Source organism: Streptomyces sp. NPDC058000, assembly GCF_042886435.1.
Classification (GTDB): domain Bacteria; phylum Actinomycetota; class Actinomycetes; order Streptomycetales; family Streptomycetaceae; genus Streptomyces.
Map to the genome: position 1 here is coordinate 211,700 of NZ_JBHVQS010000004.1, position 23,345 is coordinate 235,044.

Genomic DNA, 23,345 nt, shown 5'->3' on the forward strand with positions numbered 1-23,345 from the left:
TCCGCACGCTCCGTCACGCACAGTGACGGTATGCGATTTCACGGTACGAACGTACACCAGCAGGCAGTCGCCCGACTCCGCGCGGGGGCGAAGAACGCAGACGTCGCCCGCGCCCTGGGCGTCCCTCTCGGCACCATCGGCTATTGGCGACATATGGATCGCGCCAAACACGGAGAGTGTCCGGGGCGCCATGACCCCCGGTGCCCTCGCTGCGACGGCTGCAGGCTCGACGAAGCGGCCTACTCCTACCTCCTGGCGCTCTACCTCGGCGACGGCCACATCATCCAGTACTCGGGGCACCGCGTGCCGAGTCTCATGATCACGTGCGACGACAACTGGCCCGGGCTCATGGACGACTGCGAGACCGCGATGCAGGCGGTCTTCCCCGACAACTCGGTATGCCGGGTGAGCAAGAAGGGCTGCCACAACGTGAAGGTCTACTCCAAGCACTTATGGTGCATGTTCCCCCAGCACGGCCCCGGCAAGAAGCACGAGCGGCCGATCGCCCTCGAAGGGTGGCAGCAAGGGATCGTTGACGACCATCCCTGGCAGTTCATCCGGGGGCTCGTCCACTCCGACGGGTGCCGGATCACCAACTGGACGACGCGGACGGTCGGCGGCGAGCGCAAGCGATACGAGTACCCGAGGTACTTCTTCACCAACACGTCCGCCGACATATTGCGGCTCTACACCGACGCGCTGGACAGGGTCGAAGTCGCCTGGAAGCACACCCGTCAGTCCCGGGCGGCGAAGAGCGTCTCCGTCGCCAAGCGTGACTCTGTTGCTCTCATGGACCAACACATCGGGCCGAAGTACTGACAGGGACGGCAGTCAGTTCCTCGGCCCAGCGGGTTCGGGTGCGGGTGGAGCTAGTTCTGGATGTCGTCCTCGCCGATGTGGTGGACGCGGACGAGGTTGGTGGAGCCGGGGACCCCGGGCGGGGAGCCGGCGGTGATGATGACGACGTCGCCCTTGCGGCAGCGGCCGATCTTCAGCAGTTGCTCGTCGACCTGGGCGACCATCTCGTCGGTGGAGTTGACGGTCGGGCCGAGGAAGGTCTCCACGCCCCAGGTGAGGTTGAGCTGGGAGCGGGTCGCGGGGTCGGGGGTGAAGGCGAGGAGGGGGATGGGTGAGCGGTAGCGGGAGAGGCGACGGACGGTGTCGCCGGACTGAGTGAAGGCGACGAGGAACTTCGCGCCGAGGAAGTCGCCCATTTCGGCGGCGGCGCGGGCGACGGCGCCGCCCTGGGTGCGGGGCTTGCTGCGTTCGGTCAGCGGCGGCAGTCCCTTGGCGAGGATGTCTTCCTCGGCGGCTTCGACGATGCGGCTCATGGTGCGGACCGTCTCGGTGGGGTACTTGCCGACGCTGGTCTCGCCGGAGAGCATCACGGCGTCGGTGCCGTCGATGATGGCGTTGGCGACGTCGGAGGCTTCGGCGCGGGTCGGGCGGGAGTTGTCGATCATCGAGTCGAGCATCTGGGTGGCGACGATGACCGGCTTGGCGTTGCGCTTGGCGAGTTTGACGGCGCGCTTCTGGACGATCGGGACGGTCTCCAGGGGCATTTCGACGCCGAGGTCGCCGCGGGCGACCATGATGCCGTCGAAGGCGGCGACGATGTCGTCGATGTTGTCGACGGCCTGGGGCTTTTCGACCTTGGCGATGACGGGCAGGTAGCGGCTCTCCTCGCGCATGATGCGGTGGACGTCCTGGATGTCGCGGCCGCTGCGGACGAAGGAGAGGGCGATGATGTCGGCGCCGTAGCGCAGGGCCCAGCGGAGGTCGTCCCGGTCCTTCGCGGAGAGGGCGGGGACGGAGACGGCGACGCCGGGGAGGTTGAGGCCCTTGTGGTCGGAGACCATGCCGCCTTCGATGACCTTGGTGTGGACGCGAGGCCCTTCGATGGCGGTCACTTCGAGGGTGACCTTGCCGTCGTCGACGAGGATGCGTTCGCCGGGGGTGACGTCGCCGGCGAGGCCGGGGTAGGTGGTGCCGCAGAGGTGTCGGTCGCCCTCGATGCCGTCCTCGACGGTGATGGTGAAGGTGTCGTCGCGTTCAAGGAGTACGGGTCCTTCGCGGAATCGACCGAGGCGGATCTTCGGGCCTTGAAGGTCGGCGAGGATTCCGACGCTGCGGTGGGATTCTTCGGACGCTTTGCGGACCCGGTCGAACCGCGCTTCGTGATCGGCGTAGGTGCCGTGGCTGAGATTGAAGCGGGCGATGTCCATTCCGGCGTCGACGAGGGCTTTGATCTGCTCGTACGAGTCGGTGGCGGGTCCCAGTGTGCAGACGATCTTTGCTCGGCGCATGTTTCGACCCTATGACTTACCCGGCGGTAGGGAGCTGTGGAGACATGACTGCTCAACGACCGCTAGGTGAAAGGCTGTTGACAAGTAATGGAATGGGCGCGAAGCCGCTCCGATGAGCAGAATTACGGCTTCGCGCGGCGCGGTCTCACAGTGCGGGACGGGTCATGGTGAAGCGTGCGTTGACGCTGGCGTAGACGGTCTGGCGACGGGGTTCGAGGTCGAGGGCGGGGGCGGATTCGAGTCCGGCGCCGCGGGCGGCTCCGGGGGCCGCGAAACCGTAGCCCTGTTGCTGGGGTGGGCCTTCGGCGCCGAGGTCGGCGATTTCGAGGACGGCGTCGAGGTGGGCGCCGAGGGCTTCGGCGTATTCACGGGCGCGTTGGACGGCTTCGTGGACGGCTTGGGTGCGGGCGCTGCGGTGGGCGGGCGAGTCGGGGCGGAGGGCCCACCAGGGGCCGTCGACGCGGGTGAGTTCGAGGTCGGCGAGGCGGGTGGTGAGTTCGCCGAGGGCGGTGAAGTCGTTGAGGGTGGCGGTGAGGGTGACGCGACCGTGGTAGGCGCGGACGCGTTCGTGGCGGCCCTTGTCGGCGAGTTGCGGGGTGAGGGTGAAGCTGCTGGTCTCCAGTTTTTCGACGGCGTCGCCGTAGCTCTTGACGAGGGTGAGGGCGTGTTCGTTGCGGCGGGTGAGGTCGGTGAGGGCGGTTGTGCGGTCGGTGCCGCGGGCGCTGACGGTGATGGTGATGCGGGCGATTTCGGGGTCGATTTCGAGGCGGGCTTCGCCGCGGACGGCGAGGCGGGGGGCGTCGGGGGTGCCGTAGGGGAGGGCGGCGGTGGGGTCGGTCATGGGTGGCGGGTGCCCTTCTGGTGGTGGGTGTGGGGGCCTGGAGTTGCAGGGTTGCACAGGGGGGCGGGGTGCGGTTGGTCATCGGATCGCAACCTGTGGGGGGTGTTGCTCGGGGGGTGGCTGCGCCAGAATCTACGCGCGTTGCCCCGGGCCGGACGTCCGGGTCCGTCGTGCGGTGCAGGGCATGTGCCGTCTTCTTTGCGGGAGTTGGGATGACGTTCGACCGGAGGAAGTTCCTGGGTGGTTCCGTGGTGGCGGGGGCGGGGGTGGTGCTCACGGGGGCGGGCGCGCCGACCGCGGCCGCGGCGCCGGCCGCCCCGACGCGCGGTGGGGGTGGCACGGGCCGGGGGCGGGACCGTTATGCGTTCACGGTCATGGGGACGACGGATCTGCACGGGAACGTCTTCAACTGGGATTACGCCACCGACGCCGAGTTCGACGACAAGGACCACAATGATGTGGGGCTGGCGAAGATTTCCACGCTGGTGCATGACGTCCGCCGGGAGAAGGGGCGGAAGAACACCCTGCTGATCGATGCGGGTGACACCATTCAGGGGACGCAGCTGGCGTATTACTACGCGAAGGTCGATCCGATCACGGGTCCGCACGGTCCGGTGCATCCGATGGCGCGGGCGATGAATGCGATCGGCTATGACGCGGCGGCGCTGGGGAATCACGAATTCAATTACGGGATTCCGGTGCTGCGGAAGTTCGAGGAGAGCTGCCGTTTTCCGCTGCTGGGTGCGAACGCGGTGGATGCGAAGACGCTGCGGCCGGCGTTCCGACCGTATGTGATCAAGCGGTTGCGGACCCCGCGCGGGCGGGATGTGCGGGTGGCGGTGCTGGGGCTGACGAATCCGGGGATCGCGATCTGGGACAAGGCGAACGTGCAGGGGAAGTTGGCGTTCCCTGGGCTGGAGGAACAGGCCGCGAAATGGGTGCCGAAGCTGCGGTCGATGGGTGCCGACGTGGTGATCGTGGCGGCGCATTCGGGGGCCAGCGGCACGTCGTCGTACGGGGATCAGTTGCCGTACGTGGAGAACGCGGCGGCGTTGGTGGCGGAGAAGGTGCCGGGGATCGACGCGATCCTGGTGGGGCATGCGCATGTGGAGATCCCGGAGCGGCGGGTGGTGAACAAGGCGACGGGCCGGGAGGTGGTGCTGTCGGAGCCGCTGAAGTGGGGGCAGCGGCTGACGTGTTTCGACGTGGAGGTGGAGTGGCGTCGGGGTCGTTGGGCGGTGGCGTCGGTGGGCTCGAAGGTGCTCAATTCGAATGCGGTGGCGGAGGATCCGCAGATCACGGACATGCTGCGGGCGGCGCACGCCAAGGTCGTGACGTATGTGAACCGGGTGATCGGGAAGTCGAAGGCGGAGATGTCGGCGGCCGAGGCGCCGGTGAAGGACACCGCGATTCTGGATTTCATCGCGTTCGTGCAGGCGGAGGCGGTGCGTAAGGCGCTTGCCGGGTCGGCGCACGCGGCGTTGCCGGTGTTGTCGCAGGCGTCGTGTTTCTCGCGGACGGCGAAGGTGCCGGCGGGGGATGTGTCGATCCGGTCGATGGCGGCGCTGTATCCGTTCGACAACACGTTGGAGGCACGGGTGTTGACGGGTAAGCAGCTGCGGGAGTACCTGGAGTTCTCGGCGCGGTATTACGTGCAGACGGCGCCGGGTGGTCCGGTGGATCCGGCGCGGGTCACCAATGCGGACGGTACGCCGGATTACAACTATGACGTGGTGAGCGGGGTCTCGTACGAGATCGATATTGCGAAGCCGGCGGGTCAGCGGATCGGGAAGCTGACGTTCGAGGGGAAGCCGTTGACGGATGCGGCGCGGTTCGTGCTGGCGGTGAACAACTACCGGGCGAGTGGCGGTGGTGGTTTTCCGCATGTGGCGTCGGCGGAGCAGGTGTGGTCGACGTCGGAGGAGATCCGGAATCTGATCATCGCGTGGGTGGAGGCGAGCGGGGTGATCGATCCGGCGGTGTTCGCTTCGGTGGACTGGAAGTTGACGCGGGACGGGGTGCCGGTGTTCTAGGGCCCCTCGGGACGTGCCGCCGCCGCGTCGGCGGGCCGCCCCTCTCCCCCGGTCCGGGTTCGGGCGGGGTGGGAGGGGCGGTGGCGTTCAGTGGCGCGGGACGAGCGTGGAGCCTTGGCGGGGGACGGTGCCGGTGCGGCGGGTCGGGGGGTGGCTGAGGCCGAAGGTGGTGAAGGCGGTGCGGTTGGGGAGGGGGTAGGCGGGGCTGCCGGTGAGGGAGTTGAGGATGGTGGCGCTGCGCCAGGCGGCGAGGCCGAGGTCGGGGGTGCCGACGCCGTGGGTGTGGCGTTCGGCGTTCTGGACGTAGAGGGAGCCGGTGATGGCGGGGTCCAGGACGAGGCGGTGGTGTTCGTCGATGCGGGGGCGTTCGGAGGCGTCGCGGCGGAGGTAGGGGTCGAGGGCGGCGAGCAGGGTGTCGAGGCGGCGTTCGCGGTAGCCGGTGGCGAGGACGACGGCGTCGGTGGTGAGGCGGGAGCGGCTGCCCTGTTGGGCGTGTTCGAGGTGGAGTTCGACCTTGGTGGTGCCGACCCGGCCGGCGGTGCGCACCTGGACGCCGGGGGTGAGGACGGCGCTGGGCCAGCCGCCGTCGAGGGTGCGGCGGTAGAGCTCGTCGTGGAGGGCGGCGAGGGTGTCGTGGTCGATGCCCTTGTAGAGCTGCCATTGGGCGGGGAGGAGCTCGTCGCGGACGCGTTCGGGGAGGGCGTGGAAGTAGCGGGTGTAGTCGGGGGTGAAGTGTTCCAGGCCGAGTTTGCTGTATTCCATGGGCGCGAAGGCCGGGGTGCGGGCGAGCCAGTGGAGGTTCTCGCGGCCGGCGGGGCGGGCGCGGAGTTGGTCGAGGAAGACTTCCGCGCCTGATTGGCCGGCGCCGATGACGGTGAGGTGGTCGGCGGCGAGGAGGCGGTCGCGGTGGTCGAGGTAGTCGGCGGCGTGGATGACGGGGACGGTGGGGGCCTCGGCGAGGGGGCGTAGGGGGATGGGGATGTGGGGGGCGGTGCCGATGCCGAGGACGAGGTTGCGGGCGTAGGTGCGGCCGAGGGCTTCGGCTTCGCCGTCGGCGTCGAGCTGGGTGAAGTCGACTTCGAAGAGGCTGCGTTCGTGGTTCCAGCGGACGGCGTCGATCTGGTGGCCGAAGTGGAGGGAGGGGAGGTTTTCGCTGACCCAGCGGCAGTAGGCGTCGTATTCGGCGCGGTGGATGTGGAAGCGCTCGGCGAAGTAGAAGGGGAAGAGGCGTTCGTGGGTTTTGAGGTAGTTGAGGAAGGTCCAGGGGCTGGCGGGGTCGGCGAGGGTGACGAGGTCGGCGAGGAAGGGGACTTGGAGGGTGGCGCCGTCGATGAGGAGGCCGGGGTGCCAGTGGAAGGCGGGGTGCTGGTCGTAGAAGGCGGTGCGCAGGTGGGTGAGGGGGTGGGCGAGGGCGGCGAGGGAGAGGTTGAAGGGGCCGATGCCGATGCCGGCGAGGTCGAGGGGGTCGTCGGGGCCGGGGGTGTCGGTGGCGGTGCCGGGCTCGCTGTGCGGTGGGGTGTTCATCGCGGGGTGTGGCCTTCCACGAGTTTGAGGAGGTTGGTGAGGTCTCCGGGTTGGGTGTGGGGGTTGAGGAGGGTGGCTTTGAGCCAGAGGCCGGTGGGGGTGGTGGCGCGGCCGAGGACGGCGTGGCCTTCGGTGAGGAGGGAGCGGCGGATGGCGGCGAGGGTGGTGTCGTCGGCGCCGATGGGGCGGAAGAGGAGGGTGGTGAGGGTGGGGCGGGAGTGGAGTTCGTAGCGGGGGTGGGCGTCGATGAGGTCGGCGAAGGTCTGGACGGCGGCCAGGGTGCGGTCGACGAGGTCGCCGAGGCCCTGTCGCCCCAGGGCCTTGAGGGTGACGGCGATCTTGAGGATGTCGGGACGGCGGGTGGTGCGCAGGGAGCGGCCGAGGAGGTCGGGGAGCCCGGCTTCGGTGTCGTCGTCGGCGTTGAGGTAGTCGGCTTGGTGGGCGAGCGGGGTGAGGGTGGCCGGGGCGGGGACGGCGAGGAGGCCGGCGGCGACCGGTTGCCAGCCGAGTTTGTGCAGGTCGAGGGTGACGGTGTGGGCGCGGGCGAGGCCGGCCAGGGCGTGCTGGTGGATGTCGCTGAAGAGGAGCGGGCCGCCGTAGGAGGCGTCGATGTGGAAGCGGGCGCCGTGCTGGTCGGCGAGGTCGGCGAGGGCCGGGAGGGGGTCGATGGCGCCGGCGTCGGTGGTGCCGGCGGTGGCGACGAGCAAGAGCCTGCCGGCGCTTCCGGTGCTGCCGGTGCGTCCGGTGAGTTCGGCGAGGCAGGTGTGGACGGTGGCGGGGTCGAGGGTGCCGTCGGGGGTGGGGAGGGTGAGGGGTTCGGGGAGGCCGAGGAGCCAGGCGGCGCGGTGGATGCTGTGGTGGGCGTTGGCGCCGCAGACGATCCGGAGCGGGCCGGTGGCGTCCGGGGGGCGGGTGTCCGCACAAGCTGTCTCGCGGGCCAGGAGGACGGCGAGTTGGTTGGATTCGGTGCCGCCGGTGGTGACCAGGGCGTCGGGTGCGGTGGCCGCGGGGTAGACGAGGCCGGCGAGGGCGCGGGTGGTGAGGAGTTCGAGTTCGGAGGCGGCGGGGGCCTGGTCCCAGGAGTCCATCGAGGGGTTGAGGGCGCCGGCGGCGAGGTCGGCGGCGGTGGCCAGGGCCAGCGGCGGGCAGTGCAGGTGGGCGGCGCAGTGCGGGTCCGCGGGGTCGGCGGCACCGGCGGCGAGGGTGTGGACGAGGGTGCGCAGGGCGGTGTGCGGGCCGGCGCCCTGCTCGGGGAGGACGGGCAGGCAGGCGTCGCGTACGGTGCGGGCGACGGCGTAGGGGCCGCCGGGCGGGAGCGGGCCGGAACGGTCCTGGGCGCCGGTGGTGAGGGCGTCGAGGACGATGTCAAGGAGCGGACGGAGCGCGCGGGGGCCGTCGGTGCCGCCTGCGAGGGCGGTGCCGGCAGGGGCGACTGGCATCAAGGGGCTCTTCTTCAACGGGAGTTGGATGCACGGGGCACCGGGTCTTAGGCCGCCCTAAGTTACTGGCCCGGTACGGCGGGTATCCACCCGTTGCGCCGGGATCACCCGTTCGTGGGATGGATGTCCCGCAGGTGTTCGGTTGCCTGCGGTCTTGCGTCCCGTCGAAGAGCAGGTGCCGGGAAGGTGACGTGGACGCGGCGCGGGTGCCGTCCGGCGGTCTCCCTCCGCCCGACGGCACCCGCGTGCGCTGCGTCCGGCGCGCTACCGCACGGCGGCCGTCCGCACCCGCAACGCCCGGCGCAGATCGTCGAGTTGGTCGTCGAGGGAGCGTCGCAGGGCCGGCGTCGGGTCGCCTTCGGCCAGGCAGTTCTCGCCGCGGCGGAGGGTGTCCTCCTCGACGAGGACGGCGGGGAAGGCGTATCGGCCGGCGGCCTTGGCGAGGGCGGCTCCGCGGCGGGCGGCGAGGGCGGGGACCTCGGCGAAGTAGCGGGCGGCGTAGGGGCGGAGCAGGTCCTGCTGTTCGGGGGCCCAGAAGCCGGTGGCGGTGGCGGTGAAGAGGTAGTTGGAGAGTTCGGACTGCGCGTCGGCGGTGAACAGGGCGTCCCATGCGGCCTGTTTGGCGGCCGGGTCGGGGAGCGCGGCGCGGCAGCGGGCGGCGCCCTCTTGGCCGGTGGCGCTCGGGTCGCGGGCGAGTTCGGCGTCGATGGCGTCGCGGAGTGCGGTGAGGGGTGCGGCGCCGAGTGTGGCGAGCCGGGCGAGGATGCGCCAGCGCAGTTCGTGGTCGAGGGCGGGGCCGCCGGAGACGCTGCCGGCGTCGAGCCAGTCCTGGATGCCCTCGGGGCCGGTGGCGCTGTCGATGGCGGCGCGGACGGCGGTCAGCCGGAGTCCGGCTTCGGGGCCGTGGCCGGGGCCTTCGGTGCGGCGCAGGATGTCGCGGCTGAGGGCGGTGAGGGTGGTCAGGGCATCGCGGCGGGCCTCCGGGGGGAGGTAGCGGTCGGCGATCTGGGTGCGGGCGAAGGCCAGGACGCCCTGGACGATGGCGAGGTCGGTCTCCTGCGGGAGGTGGTCGCGGGCCGCGTCCAGGTAGGCGGTGGGCGTGAGTTCGCCGTCGCGGACCAGGTCGCGGGCGGCGTTCCAGACGACCGCGCGGGTCAGCGGGTCGGGCAGCCCGGACAGTGCGCGGGCGGCGGTCTCCCAGGAGGCGGCGTCGAAGCGGACCTTGGCGTAGGTGAGGTCGCCGTCGTTGAGGACGACGAGGGCGGGGGCGGCCTGGGGGAAGGTGTGCCGGGTGGGGTGGCCGTCCGCCGGGACGTCCACGTCGAAGCGGTCGCGCAGGCTCAGCCGGTCGGGGTGGTCCGGGTCGGGGGCGTAGGCGCCGACGGTGATGCGGTGCGGGCGGCTGCCGGTGTGGGCGATGTCGAGGTGCCAGGTGTCGTGGTCCTCGGCGACGGTCGGGGTGAGGGTGTCGACGCCGGTGGTGCGCAGCCAGCGTTCGGCCCAGGCGTGGACGTCGCGGTCGGTGGCGCGGGCCAGGGAGTCGATGAAGTCGGCGAGGGTGGCGTTGCCGAAGCGGTGCCGGGCGAAGTGGTCGTTGATGCCGGCGAGGAAGTCCTTCTCCCCCATCCAGGCGACGAGTTGGCGCAGGGCGGAGGCGCCCTTGGCGTAGGAGATGCCGTCGAAGTTGAGGAGTGCGGAGGCGGTGTCCGGGACGTCTTCGGGACTGGGGGCGACGGGGTGGGTGGAGGGGCGCTGGTCGGCGTCGTAGCCCCAGCCCTTGCGGGCGATGGCGAAGTCGGTCCAGGTGTCGGTGTAGCGGGTGGCCTCGGACAGGACCTGGTAGCCCATGTATTCGGCGAAGGACTCGTTCAGCCAGATGTCGTCCCACCACTGGAGGGTGACGAGGTCGCCGAACCACATATGGGCCATCTCGTGGGCGATGACCATGCCGCGGGTCTGCCGCTCGGTGTCGGTGACGGCGGAGCGGAAGACGAATTCGTCGCGGAAGGTGACCAGGCCGGGGTTCTCCATGGCGCCGGCGTTGAATTCGGGGACGAATGCCTGGTCGTAGGAGTCGAAGGGGTACGGCTCCTCGAAGATCTCGTGGTAGCGGTCGTAGCAGCGGCGGGTGAGGTCGAAGAGTTCCTCGGTGTCGGCGTCGAGGTGGGGGGCGAGGGAGCGGCGGCAGTGGAGGCCGAAGGGGAGGCCGGCGTGTTCGGTGCGGACGGAGTGCCAGGGGCCGGCGGCGACGGCGACGAGGTAGGTGCTGATGCGGGGGGTGGCGGCGGCCTGCCAGGTGCCGTCGGGGAGTTGTTCGGTGCGGCCGTTGGCGAGGACGGTCCAGGCCGGTGGGGCGGTGACGGCCAGCTCGAAGGCGGCCTTGAGGTCGGGCTGGTCGAAGGCGCCGAAGACGCGTTGGACGTCGTCCATGAACAGCTGCGTGTAGACGTAGTGCTCGCCGTCGGCGGGGTCGGTGAAGCGGTGCATGCCCTCGCCGGTGCGGGAGTAGCGCATGGTGGCGTCGAGGCGCAGTTCGTGGGGGCCGGCTGTCAGGCCGGTGAGGGGGAGGCGGTTGTCGTCGAGGGTGGCGGGGTCCAGGGGGCGGCCGTCGAGGGTGGCGGCGTGGAGCGCGGCGGGCCGGATCTCGACGAAGGTGTCGCCCGGTTCGCGGGCGGCGAAGTGGATGACGGTGCGGGAGGTGAACTCCTCGTCGCCGTGCGTGAGATCGAGGGCGATCTCGTACCGGTGGACGTCGAGCAACTGGGCACGGGCCTCGGCTTCGGGGCGCTGCAATACGGGCATGCGTCGCAGCTTCCCACGTTGTGGTCCCGGTGGTGCGGGGTATTCCGCCGGGGCGGGCCGGGGTGTGGTGCGGACCCGGCCATGGTCCGCCGGGCCGGCCCTAGGGCCGGTCGTCACATTCCCGTCTGCCCCGCAACGCCTGGCACGCACTCTCGCCGCACCGGGCGAAAGCCCCAGTACGTCCAGTACAAGGACTTCCACCCGGCACGCCGAGAGCACGCACCAGACGCCGCGAGGCCGCCCTTCGGGCGACGACGGGAATGTGACGACCGGCCCTAGTCCACCCTCGGGGGGTCCGCGGGGTCCGGTACCTGTGTCGACCATCCGCCGGGTACGCAGCGGTCCTGGCGGTCGCGGAAGCGGGCCGGGGCGAGGCCGACGCGGCGGGTGAAGAGGCGGCTGAAGTAGGCGGGGTCGTCGTAGCCGACGCGGCGGGCGACGGCGGCGACGGGGAGTTCGGTGGCGACGAGGAGTTCCTTGGCGCGGCCGAGGCGGATGCCGAGGAGGTAGTCCTTGGGGCTGCAGCCCGCCCCGCGGCGTACCGCGGTGCGGAGTTCGGCGGGGGTCATGCCGTGCCGGGCGGCGTGCTCGGCGACCGAGAGCGGGAGGAACGCGTCGCGGGCGAGGGCCGCCAGGACCGGTTCGCCGTCGGCGTCGGTGTCGGCGCGGGCGCGGCGCAGCGCGACGAGGAGTTCGTGGACGGCGGCGGCGGTCTCGACCTCCAGGAGCGGGTTGCCGCGGCGGGCGGCCCGGGCGATGCGGCCGATCGCGGCGCGGGCCGGCCCGGGGTCGGCGAGCGGGACGAGGGGCTGGTGGGGCTCGATGTAGCCGAGTTCGGTGTAGGTGTCGGCGGCGGGGCCGGTGAAGTCGACGAAGCGTTCGTCCCAGCCGGTGTCGGGGTCGGCGCCGTAGTGGTGGGGGACGCCGGGCAGGAGCCAGAGCAGGGCGGGGGCGATGACGGTGTGGCGGCGGCCGTCGGGGGTGGTGCACCAGCCGCGGCCGGCGCTGATGACGACGGCGACGTGGTGGTCGAGGGTGCGCGGGCCGACCGGCGGCAGGGTGCCGTGTTGGAGGCCGACGCCCAGGCAGACCAGGCCGAGCCGATGGTGGACCGGGCTCGGGGTGAAGTAGCGCATCCAGGTGTGGTACATGCCGGCCGGCCTCCCGTCCTCGTGCGCCACCGCTCCGTCGCACCCGCGAAGCGTCGAACCGCCGAGCAGTCCGAACCGCCGGTCCGAGTCGAACGGTTCGGGACGCACCGTCCGGGGCGAACCGTCCAAACAGCCTTGATCTTTGTCCATGGACCGGTGGGCCGCCAGAGGGCGAGGGTGTGGGCGATCGGGGAACGAGCGGGGGAACGACCAGCCGGGAGGCGTGACGTGCGGTTTGCCGTTGGGGAGCGGGACTTCGAGGCGGACGGGCGGCCGGTGCGGCTGTTGTCGGGGGCGCTGCACTACTTCCGGGTGCACGAGGCGCAGTGGGGGCACCGGCTGGCGATGCTGCGGGCGATGGGCCTGAACTGCGTGGAGACGTATGTGCCGTGGAACTGGCACGAGCCGCGTCCGGGTGAGCTGCGGGACGTCGGGGCGTTGGGGCGGTTCCTGGACGCGGTGGGGGCGGCGGGGCTGATGGCGATCGTGCGGCCGGGGCCGTACATCTGCGCGGAGTGGGAGAACGGGGGGCTGCCGTCGTGGTTGACGGGGGCGTTGGGGCGGCGGGTGCGGACCCGGGACGGGGCGTTCCTGCGGGCCGTGGACGGCTGGTGGGAGGCGCTGTTGCCGCAGGTGGTGGCGCGGCAGTGCGACCGGGGTGGGCCGGTGGTGCTGGTGCAGGTGGAGAACGAGTACGGGTCGTACGGGTCGGATGCGGAGTATCTGGGCCATCTGGCGCGGCGGTTGCGGGAGGTGGGGGTGACCGTGCCGCTGTGTACGTCGGACGGGGCGGAGGACCACATGCTGACCGGTGGGAGTGTGCCGGGGGTGTTGGCGACGGTGAATTTCGGGGCGGGGGCGCGGGCGGCGTTCGCGGCGCTGCGCCGGCACCGGGGGCGGGGGCCGTTGATGTGCATGGAGTTCTGGTGCGGGTGGTTCGCGCATTGGGGGCAGGCGGTGGAGCCGCGGGGGGCGGCGGACGCGGCGGCGGCGTTGCGCGAGGTGTTGGAGTGCGGTGCGTCGGTGAATGTGTACATGGCGCACGGCGGGACGAGTTTCGGTGGTTGGGCGGGGGCGAACCGGGCGGGTGCGTTGCAGGACGGGGCGTTGCTGCCGACGGTGACGTCGTACGACTACGGGGCGCCGGTGGACGAGCAGGGGCGGCCGACGGAGAAGTTCTGGCGGATGCGGGAGGTGCTGGCGGAGTTCGCGGAGGGGCCGTTGCCGGAACTGCCGGAGCCGGAGCCGGTGTTGGCGGGGCCGGTGGGGGTGGTTTTGTCGGGGTGGCTGTCGTTGGACGCGGTGCTGGAGGTGTTGGGGGATCCGGAGGTGTGCGCGGGGGTGCCGCCGACGTTCGAGGAGATGGGGGTGGACCGGGGGCTGGTCCGGTACCGGGTGGCGGTGCCGGGGCCGCGGCAGCCGTACGAGCTGCGGGTCGTGGGGTTGCGGGACCGGGCGGTGACGGTGGTGGACGGGGTGCGGGGGCCGGTGCTGGTGGAGGGATCCGAAGCGGATACGGCAGGCACGGTGGGCACGGCGGGCGCGGTGCTGGGGGCGGTGCCGGGGCCGGCGGAGGTGGAGTTGTGGGTGGAGTCGCTGGGCCGGGTCAACTACGGCCCGCGGTTGGGGGAGGCGAAGGGGATCACGGGTGGGGTGTTGCACGAGCGGCAGTACTTGCACGGGGTGCGGGCGCGGGGGTTGCGGCTGGATGCGCTGGAGGGGCCGGCGGGGGCCGCGGCGGTGGCCGGGCTGGCGTTCGGTGCGCCGGCGGCGGGGGCACGGGGGCTGCACCGGGGCACGGTGACGGTGCCGGCGGGCGGGGTGGGGGATGCGGTGCTGGAGTTGCCGGGGTGGACGCGCGGGTTCGTGTGGGTGGGGGGATTTCCGGTGGGGCGGTACTGGTCGGCGGGTCCGCAGCGGGGTTTGTTCGTACCGGGCCCGGTGTTGCGGGAGGGGGCGAACGAGGTGGTGGTGTTGGAGCTGGAAGGGCCAGAAGGCCCTGAAGGACCGGAAGGGGCAGCCGGGGTGGCGGGGGTGCCGCGGCTGGTGCCGTGAGGCGGGCGGGCCGGGGCGCGGGGGTCGGCGCCCCGGCCCGCCGGGTTCTCACGCCTCGGTGATCTGGAAGGCGTCGAGGGCGAATTCGGCGGTGCCGTCGGTGCCGGTCTTGCGCAGGCCGACCCAGGCTTCGCCGCGGTCGGGTGCGGTGAACTCGTAGGTGAGGGTGGCGGGTTGGGTGGCGGCGGGCAGCGGTTGGCGGGTGAGTTCGCGGGCGGCGGGGTCGTCGACGGCGGTGATCCAGGCGTACTGGCCGGCCTTCTCGTTCTCGTAGCGGAAGGTGACGCGGTAGCGGCGGCCGGGGGTGAAGCGGGCGGTGTGCGGGACGGTGCGGTAGACCAGGCCGGTGTTCTCGCCGCGGGACTTGAGGGACTGGCTGCCGTCGATGACGTCGTCGATCGCCTTGCCGTTCCAGCCGCGCTGGGTGTAGGGCGCGTGGCGTTGGGCGAGGTGGGTGCGGGGGTCGGTGGAGCCGCCGGCGTCGCCCTTGACGAAGGGGCCCCAGCCTTGCGGTACGTGCTCGAAGTCCTCGAAGACGAGGGTGCCCGGCCGGGTGGTGCGGGGGGCGGGGGCGATGCGGACGTTGTCGAAGCGGATCCGGGCCCGGCCGGGGGCGGCGGTGAGGGCGAGGGTGGCGGGGCCGCCGCCGTCGGGGACGGTGAAGGGGGTGGACATGCGCTGGAAGCGGGTGCCGCTCTTGCGGTCGGCGGCGACGTAATTGCCGGCGGTGGAGGTCTCGGTCCAATTGGTGGCGGTGACGCCGTCGGCGGTGCGGATCGTCAGGCCGGCGCGGCGCCGCTCCCCCGCGGTGGCGCCGACCTCGACCTGGACGGAGGCGGTGTAGTCGCCGGGGGCGAGGCGGGCCAGGCGCTGGGCGACGGTGGCGGCGGCGCCGGGTCCGATGACGAGTTCGTAGTCGCCGCGGTCGCTCAGTCGGACGGCGGCGGGGCCGGTGGTCTGCCAGGCGGCGAGGTGGCCGGCGTGGAAGCCGGGGTCGGCCAGCGGGGTGCCCTCGCCCCAGTGGGGGTCGGGCTGGGCGGGGGCCTTGGTGCGGTAGACGACGTAGGCGGTGCCGGGGCGGGCGGTGAGGGTGATCCGGCCGGCGGTGACGGGGATCCGGGTCTCGTCGGCGCGGCCCTGGTCGGTGAGCCGGTAGGCGTGGACCGCGGACGCGCCCGACCAGCCTCGCGGAAGCTGCCAACTGCTCTGCCCACCCTGCGGGTTGTAGTGGTAGAGCTTGGCGGGGTCGGTGGCGCGGCGGGGTTCCCAGGGCAGGAGGTAGCTACCGCCGTCGTAGACGAGGCGGCCGTCGGTGGTGATCTTCCGGACGCCTTCGGCGTCGGTGACGACGGTGCCGGTGGGGCCTTCGAAGGTGATCTCGTGGTCGGTCCAGGTGCGGATGGGGTACGCCTGGAGGTATTTGGCGGGCAGGGCGTCGTTCCAGACGACGGTGTGGAAGGCGTACCAGTCGTTCTTGCCGGTCCAGCCCTCGAAGTTGCCCATGCGGGGTGCGCCGAGCAGGGTCGGCCACTTGTCGGCGAAGACGTCCTTCTGGTGGTTGCGGAGGAAGCGGATGAGCCGGGAGTTGAGGCCGCGGGAGGTGTCGGGGCCGTAGTCGGTCTCGTTGGCCCAGTGCGACCAGAGGGCGGAGCGTTCCAGGCCGTGGCCCCATTCGGTGGCGACCTGCCAGCCCTGGTCGCGCAGGTGGCGTTGGAGGCGGTCGGAGTTCCAACCGGATTCGCGGAAGACGTCGAGGTAGACGGTGTTCAGGGCGGGGTCGGTCTCCGAGCGGAGCTGGGCGAAGCGGGCGGCGATGTCGCCCGAGACCAGGTCGCGGCGGGCGTCGATGCGGTAGGACTGGTCGAGCCAGTCCCATTGCTTGTCGTGTCTGTTGACGAGCGTGTCGGAGAAGGCGTGCGCGACGGGGTAGGACTCGGTGGCGTTGACGTGGACGGCGAAGTCGCTGTGCCACTTCTTTCCCGCGCGGAGCAGGGTGTTGAGGTCGGCCAGGCCGCCGGCGCGCCGGTTGTAGTTGCCGCCGTAGTCGGGGTGGGCGGAGTCGTGGCCTTCGGACTGGTAGCCCTTGAGGAGGGTGAACTGCCGTAGGCCGTCGGTGGCCAGGGCGATCCGTTTGACGTTGTCGAGGGTGGCCAGGAACGGGTTGGTGGCCTGGCTGGCGAAGTTGAAGGGGATGTGCGGGACGACGCGCAGGTGCTGTTCGTCGGCGCCGAGCGGGCTCACCATGATGTCGCGCAGCGCGAGGGCGGCGTCCTGCCAGTCAGTACGGCCGTCGCCGTTGCGGTCGCGGGTGAGGATGACGGTGGCGTACGGGAGGGGTTCGGTGGCGTCGGTGGGTTGGCCGGCGGCGCGGTGGGTCCACTGGCCGGGGGTGAGGTGGGCCTCGACGTAGCCGTCACGGTGCAGGGTTTGGCGCCAGAGGCGGCCGTTCTCCCAGGTGGTGGCGCCGGTGGGGGTGTCGTAGACGGTGTTGGTCTCGATGGCGGCGGCGAGTTGGTCGGTGGCGACGACGGCGTAGGCGCAGCCGGTGGGGGTGGGCTCGGCGGGGGTGTTCGCGGTGACCTCGATCAGGGTGTCGCCGCTGGTGGCCTTGTCGAGTTGGAGGCGGGCGGCGAGGAGGTGGGCGCCGGGTTGGTCGCTGCGGACGCCGAGCAGGGCGAGGTCGGGGATCTGGAGGGTGCCGACGCGCAGCGCGGGGGTGTCGTGGACGGCGGTCAGCCGCCAGGTGACCTGCCATTCCTTGACGGTGATCTCGGCGGTGAGGGTGGTGCCGCCGTCGAAGGCGAGGGTGTAGGTGGCGCGGTCGGCGCGGGCGCGGTGGGTGACGCGGGGGGTGTGCGGGGTGCCGTCGATGAGGACCTGGGTGACGGGGGTTTCCTGGCCGTACAGGACGGCGCCGGTGGTGCGGTCGGTGTAGCTGAGGATGCGGGGGAAGGCGGGGTCGGTGCGGACGTCCAGCGCGGCGGAGCGCAGGACCGTTCCTCCGGTGCGGGGTGCGGCGGCCGCGGTGCGGGTGCCGAGTGGGAGGGCGGTGGCGACGCCGGCGAGTGCGGTGGCGGCGACGAGCTGTCTGCGGCTGGGCCCTGGCTGTGCGGTCACGCGCGTCCTCCTCGATGGCGGTGCGGCCTGTCGGCGGACAGCGTGCGGGGCGGGCGGGGCGCAGGCCCATGGACTAAGCGGCGGGAGGTGTTGGACAGATGTGGGGCGGCGGACCGCGGGTCAGTCGCCGTCCGGGCCGGCCGCAGGGAGGACGGCGGTGACTTCCCAGCCGCCTTCGGGTGCGGGGCCGGCGGTGAAGGTGCCGCCCAGGGCCTCGGCGCGTTCGGTGAGGCCGGCCAGGCCGAAGCCTCCGCCGCGGGCCTGTTCGGACAGGCGGGCGGCGGCTCCGCCGTCGTTGGCGATGCGCAGTTCGGTGCCGCGGGGGCCGGTGCGCGCGGTGATGCGGACGGCGGTGGCGTCGGCGGCGTGCTTGCGGACGTTGGTGAGGGCCTCGCGGACGATGCGGTGGACGGCGGCGGCCACTTCGGGGGGCAGGGCGTGGTCCAGGCCGGGTTCGAGGTCCAGGGTGACGGGCGGGCCGGTGCGGGCGAACGCCTCGGCCAGGGTACGGACCTCGGCGAGTCCGGCGACCGGGGTGGTGCGGGCCTCGCCCTCGCGCAACACCCGCACCAGGCGCCGCATGGCGCCGAGCGCCTCGCCGCCGGAGGTCTCGATCCGGGCGAAGGCGGCGCCGGCCCCGGGCCCGTCGAGGGCGGTGAAGCGGGCGGCGCGGGCCTGGACGACGATGCCGGTGACGTGGTGGGCGACGAGGTCGTGGAGTTCCCTGGCCAGTTCGAGGCGTTCGGCGTCCCGTACGGCGGCCAGGTCGCGCAGCCGCCCGGCGTCCTGCCAGCGCAGGATCAGCGAGTAAGCGGTGACGACGACGGTGAGGACGCCGTAGACGACGGTGAAGACGCCCATCCGGATGTCCCGCATGGGCGCCAGGACGCAGGACAGGCCGAGCAGCGGGCCGAGGACGGCGGCGGTGCGGCCGGGGGCCCGGCGCACCACGGCGGTGAGCAGGACGAGCAGGGCGATGCCCTCGCCCAGGCCCCAGACCCGCAGGGCGTGCTGGCCGGCGATCAGGACGGCGGAGGCCGCGAGGGAGACGGTGACGGCGATCCGGGCCCGGGTGGTGAGCGGGATCCGGCGGTACGGGACGGCGCACAGGCAGACCACGACGGCCGCGGCGACGACTACGGCGTGCGGGCGGGTGGGCTGTTGGGTGAGGACGACCGACTCGACGCCGACGAGGAAGAGCAGGACCCCGGCGAGGGCGGTCTTGACGGCGGCGGCCTTGCGGGGGTGGGCGCGGGCCCATCCGGTCATCGGGCTCATCCGCCGGCGGCCAGCCCGGTCTCCCAGGCCCAGGCGGCGATCTCGACGCGGTTGCGGGCGGCGAGTTTGGCCTGCACGTTGGCGAGGTGCGTTTTGACCGTGGAGAGCGAGACGAAGAGTTCGTCGGCGATCTCGGCGTTGGTGCGGCCGGTGGCCAGCGCGCGGACGACCTGCTCTTCGCGCTCGGTGAGCGGTTCGGAGGGCGTGCGGGCGGTGGCGCGGCCGGCGGTGGGGGCCATGGCGCGCAGCAGCCGCAGGGTGATGGCGGGTGAGACCAGGGCGTCGCCGGCGGCCGCGGCGCGGACGCCCTCGACGAGCAGGGCGGGGCTGGCGTCCTTGAGGAGGAAGCCGCAGGCGCCGCCGTGGAGCGCGGCGTGCACGTACTCGTCCAGGTCGAAGGTGGTGACGATGACGATCCTGGGGCGGTCGTGGTACTCGGGGTGGGTGGCGGCGCGTTCGGCGAGCCGGCGGGTGACCTCCAGGCCGTCCGGCTCGGGCATCCGGATGTCGAGCAGCAACACGTCGGGCTGGAGCCGCTCGACGGCCTCCAGGGCGGCGGCGCCGTCGGTGACGTCGTCGAGGACCTCGATGTCGGGCTGGCTCTCCAGGATCATCCGGAAGCCCGTCCGGACCATCTCCTGGTCGTCGGCGATGACCACGCTGATCGGCATGGCTCCATCGCACCCGGGGCGGCCGGGCCCCGCAAGCGGCGACGCCGGATGGCGGTACCGGTCGGGGTCCGGGGCGGCTGCCCCGGACCCCGGCCGTCGGCGGTGCGCGTGGGTCAGCCGCCGAGTTCGGTGGCGGCCTTCTTGATGTCGGCCGCGAAGGTGCTCACCTCGCTGTAGACACCGGGCTTGCCGGGTCGGGCGCAGCCCTCGCCCCAGGAGACGATGCCGACCTGGATCCACTGGCCGGCGTCGTCCTTGCGGAACATCGGGCCGCCGGAGTCGCCCTGGCAGGTGTCGGTGCCGCCGGTGTCGAGCTTGCCGGCGCATATCTCGTCGCCGGGCGTGAGGGAGTCGCCGTACGCCTTCTGGCAGGTGGCGTCGTCGACGAACGGGACGCTGGCCTTGAGGAGGTAGCGCTGCTGGTCGCCGCCTTCCTTGTCGGCGCCCCAGCCGGCGATGGTGAAGTCGCCGTTGTTGTAGGTGTCCTTCTCGGCGATCTTCAGGGTGGGTTGGTCGAGGGGCTTGGCGAGCTTGATGAGGGCCCAGTCCTTGCCCTTGCCGTTGTAGCCGGGGGCCTGGAGGACCTGGGTGGAGTTGACCTTGACGGCCGCCGCGTCTTCGAGGTCGACGACGCCGGCGGTGGCGGTGATGGACGTGTTGGGGCCGCTGCCGTCGACGCAGTGCGCGGCGGTGAGCACGATGTCCTTGGCGTAGAGGGCGCCGCCGCAGCCCATCGACAGCCGGACCATGAAGGGGAATTCGCCCTGGTCGGCGCGGGTGCCGCCGACGACGTGGGTGTGCACGGAGCCGCCGGGTGTGGGAGCGGGGGCGGCGTGGGCGGCGGCCGGCTGAAGGCTGGCGGCGGCCAGGAGGATCGCGCCGGCGGCGGTGGTTCTCTTGAGGTGCTTCAGGGAGCTGCGCACGGGGCTTCCTTTCGTGGGGGGTCGAAAGCGTCATGACAGGCCCATGCCAACCCCAGCGCCGGGCATGGCCGCCGCAAAGACCGCGTGACGGACGGCAGCACACCGCAAAGCATCCGGGCATCCAGGCAATGAACCCGTAAAGCGCCCTGTGATTATGTGGAGTGCGGGATAGGAGTGACAAGGGTCAACATCCGGCCAACTCCCTTACCCCATACGCCCCGTACGTCCCGGTACCGCCGTCGGCCGCACCAGTCGTAAAGTGTCCGGATGACCACCGGCGGCAGCGGTATCGCACACGGCTTCCCCCATCTCGACACGGTCCGCGCGGCCCTCACCGCGCTCTTCCGGCGCCTCTCCCACGACACCGTGAGCACCTTCCCCACCAGCGTCCTGCCGGTGGACGTCGCCTTCGACGACACCGAGGACCTCCACCTGGGCGCCCAGCGGATCGCCCGCGCCATGGTCCGTCAGCTGCACCTGCCGGACGCCCGGATCGTGATCACCTTCCGCGAGATGGAGCACGCCGCGACCGTCGAACTGACCGCGGGCCCGGAGTACTTCGTCGAGCTCAACGACCGCTTCCGACGCCACCGCAAGGACATCGGCGCCGCCCTCGCCCACGAGGTGACCCACGTCTGGCTGCACCGGCTGGACCTGTCCTTCCCCGGCACCCGCGACAACGAGATCCTCACCGACACCGCCACCACCTACCTCGGCGCCGGCTGGCTGCTACTGGACGCCTACCGCGAACACGGCTCGTTCTCACAGAAGTTGGGCTACCTCACCCCCGAGGAGTTCGGCTACGTCCTGGCCAAGCGCGCCGACTTCTTCGGCGAGGACCCCGCACCGTGGTTCACCAGCCCGCAGGCGTACGACGCGTACACCGCCGGGCGGGCGCGGGCCCGCCAGGACGCCCACCGGCCGCCGCTGGCCGGCGCCGGCTGGGCCGCCCGGCTCCGCTACGCCAAGGACCGCCGGGCGGCCCAGGGCCCGCACCGCACCTCCCCACCCGGCACCGGCCCCGGCGACGGCTACGCCTTCGAGTCCGCCCCCGGGAGCGGAGCGCCGCTGCGGGTGTCCTTCCCCTGCCCGACCTGCTGCCAGCGGATCCGCGTCCCGGTCCGCGGCCGCCTCCAGGCCCGCTGCGGCCTGTGCAAGACCCTGCTGGACTGCGACACCTGAGGCACCGGCGACCAGGGGGCCAATCGGGTCAGCCGGGTCAGATCCAGCCCTCCAGCCCGGCCAGGAAACCCTCGAAGTCGTCCCGGTGGATGGTGTGCCCGGCGCCCCGCACCGTCCGGACCTCGAAGCCGCGGCGGGCCAGCTCCTTCTCCGCCTCCTTCGTGAAAAGGAACCCCTCCCCCGCGATCTGCACCAGCGACGGCACCACCGGCCGCTCCGGCGTCCGGTCCTGGAGATGACCGCCGGACAGGGCCAGCGCCGTCCCGGTGTCCCAGTCCGCGATCGTGGCCAGCTCGACCTCGACGTCGGCGTCGTCCCAGCGCGGGTTGAAGGCCCGCACCCGGGACCCGTTGGCGTTCTTGAACGTCACGAACACCGCCGGGTCGACGGCCTGCCCCACCCCCGCCAGCGCCCACGCCGGGTCGCTGTAGACCGCGCGCTGCGGCTGTAGTCGCTCGACGGCCAGGGACAGCGCCAGCCCGCCCAACGAGTGCCCGAGGACGACCTCGGCGCCGACCGGCAGGGTGTCCACGAGGTCCTCGGCGAAGAGTTCGGGGCCGTAGTCGCCGCGCGGACTGCGGCCGTGACCGCGCAGGTCGACACCGATGACGCGGTAGCCCCGCTCCGCGAGGGCCGGGCCGACCCGGCGCCAGGTGCGGTGGTCGGACATGATCCCGTGGATCAGCACCGCGATCCGGTCACCGGCGCCCCACTCATGGGTGTGCAGCTGCATCCGTGCTCCTGCCCCGCTCGTCGCTCGTCTCCCGCCCGCGCCCGGGCGCCGAGTGCGCCGCGCCCCGCCCCAGGGGGCGTCCGGCACGGCCGCACGGCCGAAGTTACACGTGTAAGTTGTCGGGGGAGCGTAAGCGGTGCCGTACCCCGCCGGCCGGCACCCCCTGTGCGAGGATGCCCACCGATATGACCGACGATCCCACCGGCCCCGGCAGCACCCCAACCCCGGCGACCAGCGCGGCCGTTGCCCGCCGCGCCGGGGTGTCGCGGGCGACCGTCTCGTACGTGCTCAACGGGCAGGCCGCCGGGCGCGTCGGGGCGCGTGCCCAGGCCCGGGTGCGGGCCGCCGCCGAGGAGTTGGGGTACGTCCCGCACGCGGCGGCGCGCAGCCTGCGGGCCGGGCGGGGCCGGATCGTGCTGCTGGCCGCGCCGGCGGACTGCGCGCCCGTCTTCGGCCCGCTGTTCACCGGCTTCCTGGCCGGGTTCCAGACCGCGCTGCACCGCCTCGGCTACACCGGTGTGCTGCACGGCGCACCCGCCGGCTCCCCGCTGGCCGCCGCCCGCGCCTGGGCCGAGCTACGCCCCGCCGCCGTACTGGCACTGCACGGGCCGCCGCTGGACGCCCCCGCCGTCGCCCTGCTCAGGCGCTCCGGCACCGCGGTCGTCCTCGCCCCCGGCCCCCAGGCACCGCCCGGCGCCCACACCCTCCTGCTGGACCAGTCCGAGGCCGGTCGCCGGGCCGGTGCGCACCTGCTGGCCGCGGGCCGCCGCCGGATCGGGGTGGTGCGCCCCGCCGAGGAGGGACTGGCCGCCTTCGCCGAGTCGCGGCTGGCCGGCGTGCGGGACGCGGCCGCCGCCCACCCCGACGCCGCGGTCCATCCCCTGGACCTGGCGCTCACCGAGGAGTCCGCGGCCCAACTCGTCGCGCGGTGGCCGGCGCTCGGCCTCGACGCGGTGTTCGCCTACAACGACGAGTACGCGATGCTGCTGATGCGCGCCCTCCAGGAGGCCGGCCACACCGTCGGCGCCGGCCCGGGGCGGATCGCGGTGGTCGGCGCGGACGACCTGCTGCTGGCCCGGCTGCTGCGTCCCCGGCTGACCAGCGTCCGCACCGAGGTCATCGCCCCGGACCGGATCGCCCACCTGGTCGACGCCCTGATCCGGGACCCGTCGGCCGCACCGACCACCCACCGGCTGGGGACCTTCCACATCGTGGCCCGCGACTCCGGCTGACGCCCCGTCACATCCGTCCGGGCGAAGGCGCCGTGACCCCACCCACCGCAGCCGCCCG

Annotated in this window: 16 protein-coding genes; 5 read left to right on the forward strand and 11 right to left on the reverse strand. The window is 72.5% G+C overall.

All coding sequences use genetic code 11. The features are described from left to right. Positions 1-30: 30 nt before the first annotated feature. Positions 31-819: a helix-turn-helix domain-containing protein gene (locus ACFVT2_RS07065; protein WP_390013095.1), complete on the forward strand. Its 789-nt coding sequence runs from the start codon at positions 31-33 to the stop codon at positions 817-819. A gap of 50 nt (positions 820-869) precedes the next feature. Here ACFVT2_RS07065 and pyk read toward each other — a convergent pair whose 3' ends face one another. Both pyk and ACFVT2_RS07075 read right to left on the reverse strand, forming a co-directional pair. After that, a complete protein-coding gene (pyk, locus tag ACFVT2_RS07070; protein WP_390013097.1) occupies positions 870-2,306 on the reverse strand; it encodes a pyruvate kinase in 1,437 nt (478 codons plus the stop codon). A gap of 145 nt (positions 2,307-2,451) precedes the next feature. Further along, positions 2,452-3,147 (reverse strand): SIMPL domain-containing protein, encoded by a 696-nt coding sequence (locus tag ACFVT2_RS07075; protein WP_390013099.1) that lies wholly within the window; start codon positions 3,145-3,147, stop codon positions 2,452-2,454. A gap of 212 nt (positions 3,148-3,359) precedes the next feature. Here ACFVT2_RS07075 and ACFVT2_RS07080 point away from each other — a divergent pair, with 212 nt between their 5' ends. Then, the gene (locus tag ACFVT2_RS07080; protein WP_390013101.1) at positions 3,360-5,180 is read left to right on the forward strand and encodes a bifunctional metallophosphatase/5'-nucleotidase; all 1,821 of its coding nucleotides are present in this window, start codon (positions 3,360-3,362) and stop codon (positions 5,178-5,180) included. Positions 5,181-5,267: 87 nt separating this feature from the next. Here ACFVT2_RS07080 and ACFVT2_RS07085 read toward each other — a convergent pair whose 3' ends face one another. The 4 genes from ACFVT2_RS07085 to ACFVT2_RS07100 form a co-directional block, all read right to left on the reverse strand. Next, positions 5,268-6,704 carry a lysine N(6)-hydroxylase/L-ornithine N(5)-oxygenase family protein gene (locus ACFVT2_RS07085; RefSeq protein WP_390013103.1) on the reverse strand — a complete coding sequence of 479 codons (1,437 nt, stop codon included), beginning with the start codon at positions 6,702-6,704 and terminating at the stop codon, positions 5,268-5,270. Further along, positions 6,701-8,143 (reverse strand): pyridoxal phosphate-dependent decarboxylase family protein, encoded by a 1,443-nt coding sequence (locus ACFVT2_RS07090; RefSeq protein WP_390013105.1) that lies wholly within the window; start codon positions 8,141-8,143, stop codon positions 6,701-6,703. The genes ACFVT2_RS07085 and ACFVT2_RS07090 overlap by 4 nt, the downstream gene beginning before the upstream one ends. Before the next feature lie 264 nt (positions 8,144-8,407). Next, on the reverse strand, positions 8,408-10,945 hold the full coding sequence (gene pepN / locus ACFVT2_RS07095; RefSeq protein ID WP_390013107.1) for an aminopeptidase N: 2,538 nt from the start codon (positions 10,943-10,945) through the stop codon (positions 8,408-8,410). 275 nt (positions 10,946-11,220) lie between these two features. Beyond that, the gene (locus ACFVT2_RS07100) at positions 11,221-12,096 is read right to left on the reverse strand and encodes a helix-turn-helix domain-containing protein (protein WP_390013217.1); all 876 of its coding nucleotides are present in this window, start codon (positions 12,094-12,096) and stop codon (positions 11,221-11,223) included. A gap of 228 nt (positions 12,097-12,324) precedes the next feature. Here ACFVT2_RS07100 and ACFVT2_RS07105 point away from each other — a divergent pair, with 228 nt between their 5' ends. Further along, complete coding sequence (locus ACFVT2_RS07105) at positions 12,325-14,151, forward strand: beta-galactosidase (RefSeq protein ID WP_390013109.1); 1,827 nt, start codon at positions 12,325-12,327, stop codon at positions 14,149-14,151. Between the two features lie 48 nt (positions 14,152-14,199). Here ACFVT2_RS07105 and ACFVT2_RS07110 read toward each other — a convergent pair whose 3' ends face one another. From ACFVT2_RS07110 to ACFVT2_RS07125, 4 genes are all read right to left on the reverse strand, one after another. After that, a complete protein-coding gene (locus ACFVT2_RS07110) occupies positions 14,200-17,268 on the reverse strand; it encodes an endo-alpha-N-acetylgalactosaminidase family protein (protein ID WP_390013110.1) in 3,069 nt (1,022 codons plus the stop codon). 120 nt (positions 17,269-17,388) lie between these two features. Further along, on the reverse strand, positions 17,389-18,537 hold the full coding sequence (locus ACFVT2_RS07115; RefSeq protein WP_390013112.1) for a sensor histidine kinase: 1,149 nt from the start codon (positions 18,535-18,537) through the stop codon (positions 17,389-17,391). Positions 18,538-18,542: 5 nt separating this feature from the next. Next, the gene (locus ACFVT2_RS07120) at positions 18,543-19,217 is read right to left on the reverse strand and encodes a response regulator (protein WP_390013114.1); all 675 of its coding nucleotides are present in this window, start codon (positions 19,215-19,217) and stop codon (positions 18,543-18,545) included. Between the two features lie 113 nt (positions 19,218-19,330). Beyond that, positions 19,331-20,140, reverse strand: a complete 810-nt coding sequence (locus ACFVT2_RS07125) for a S1 family peptidase (protein ID WP_390013116.1) — start codon at positions 20,138-20,140, stop codon at positions 19,331-19,333. 267 nt (positions 20,141-20,407) lie between these two features. On the opposite strand from ACFVT2_RS07125, the gene ACFVT2_RS07130 reads away from it, so the two are divergent. Beyond that, a complete protein-coding gene (locus ACFVT2_RS07130; protein ID WP_390013118.1) occupies positions 20,408-21,322 on the forward strand; it encodes a hypothetical protein in 915 nt (304 codons plus the stop codon). Between the two features lie 37 nt (positions 21,323-21,359). Here ACFVT2_RS07130 and ACFVT2_RS07135 read toward each other — a convergent pair whose 3' ends face one another. Then, entirely contained in the window at positions 21,360-22,055 is a 696-nt protein-coding gene (locus tag ACFVT2_RS07135; protein ID WP_390013120.1) for an alpha/beta fold hydrolase, read from the reverse strand. Positions 22,056-22,240: 185 nt separating this feature from the next. Between ACFVT2_RS07135 and ACFVT2_RS07140 the strand changes: the two genes are divergently transcribed. Beyond that, on the forward strand, positions 22,241-23,287 hold the full coding sequence (locus ACFVT2_RS07140) for a LacI family DNA-binding transcriptional regulator (protein ID WP_390013122.1): 1,047 nt from the start codon (positions 22,241-22,243) through the stop codon (positions 23,285-23,287). Positions 23,288-23,345: the final 58 nt, after the last annotated feature.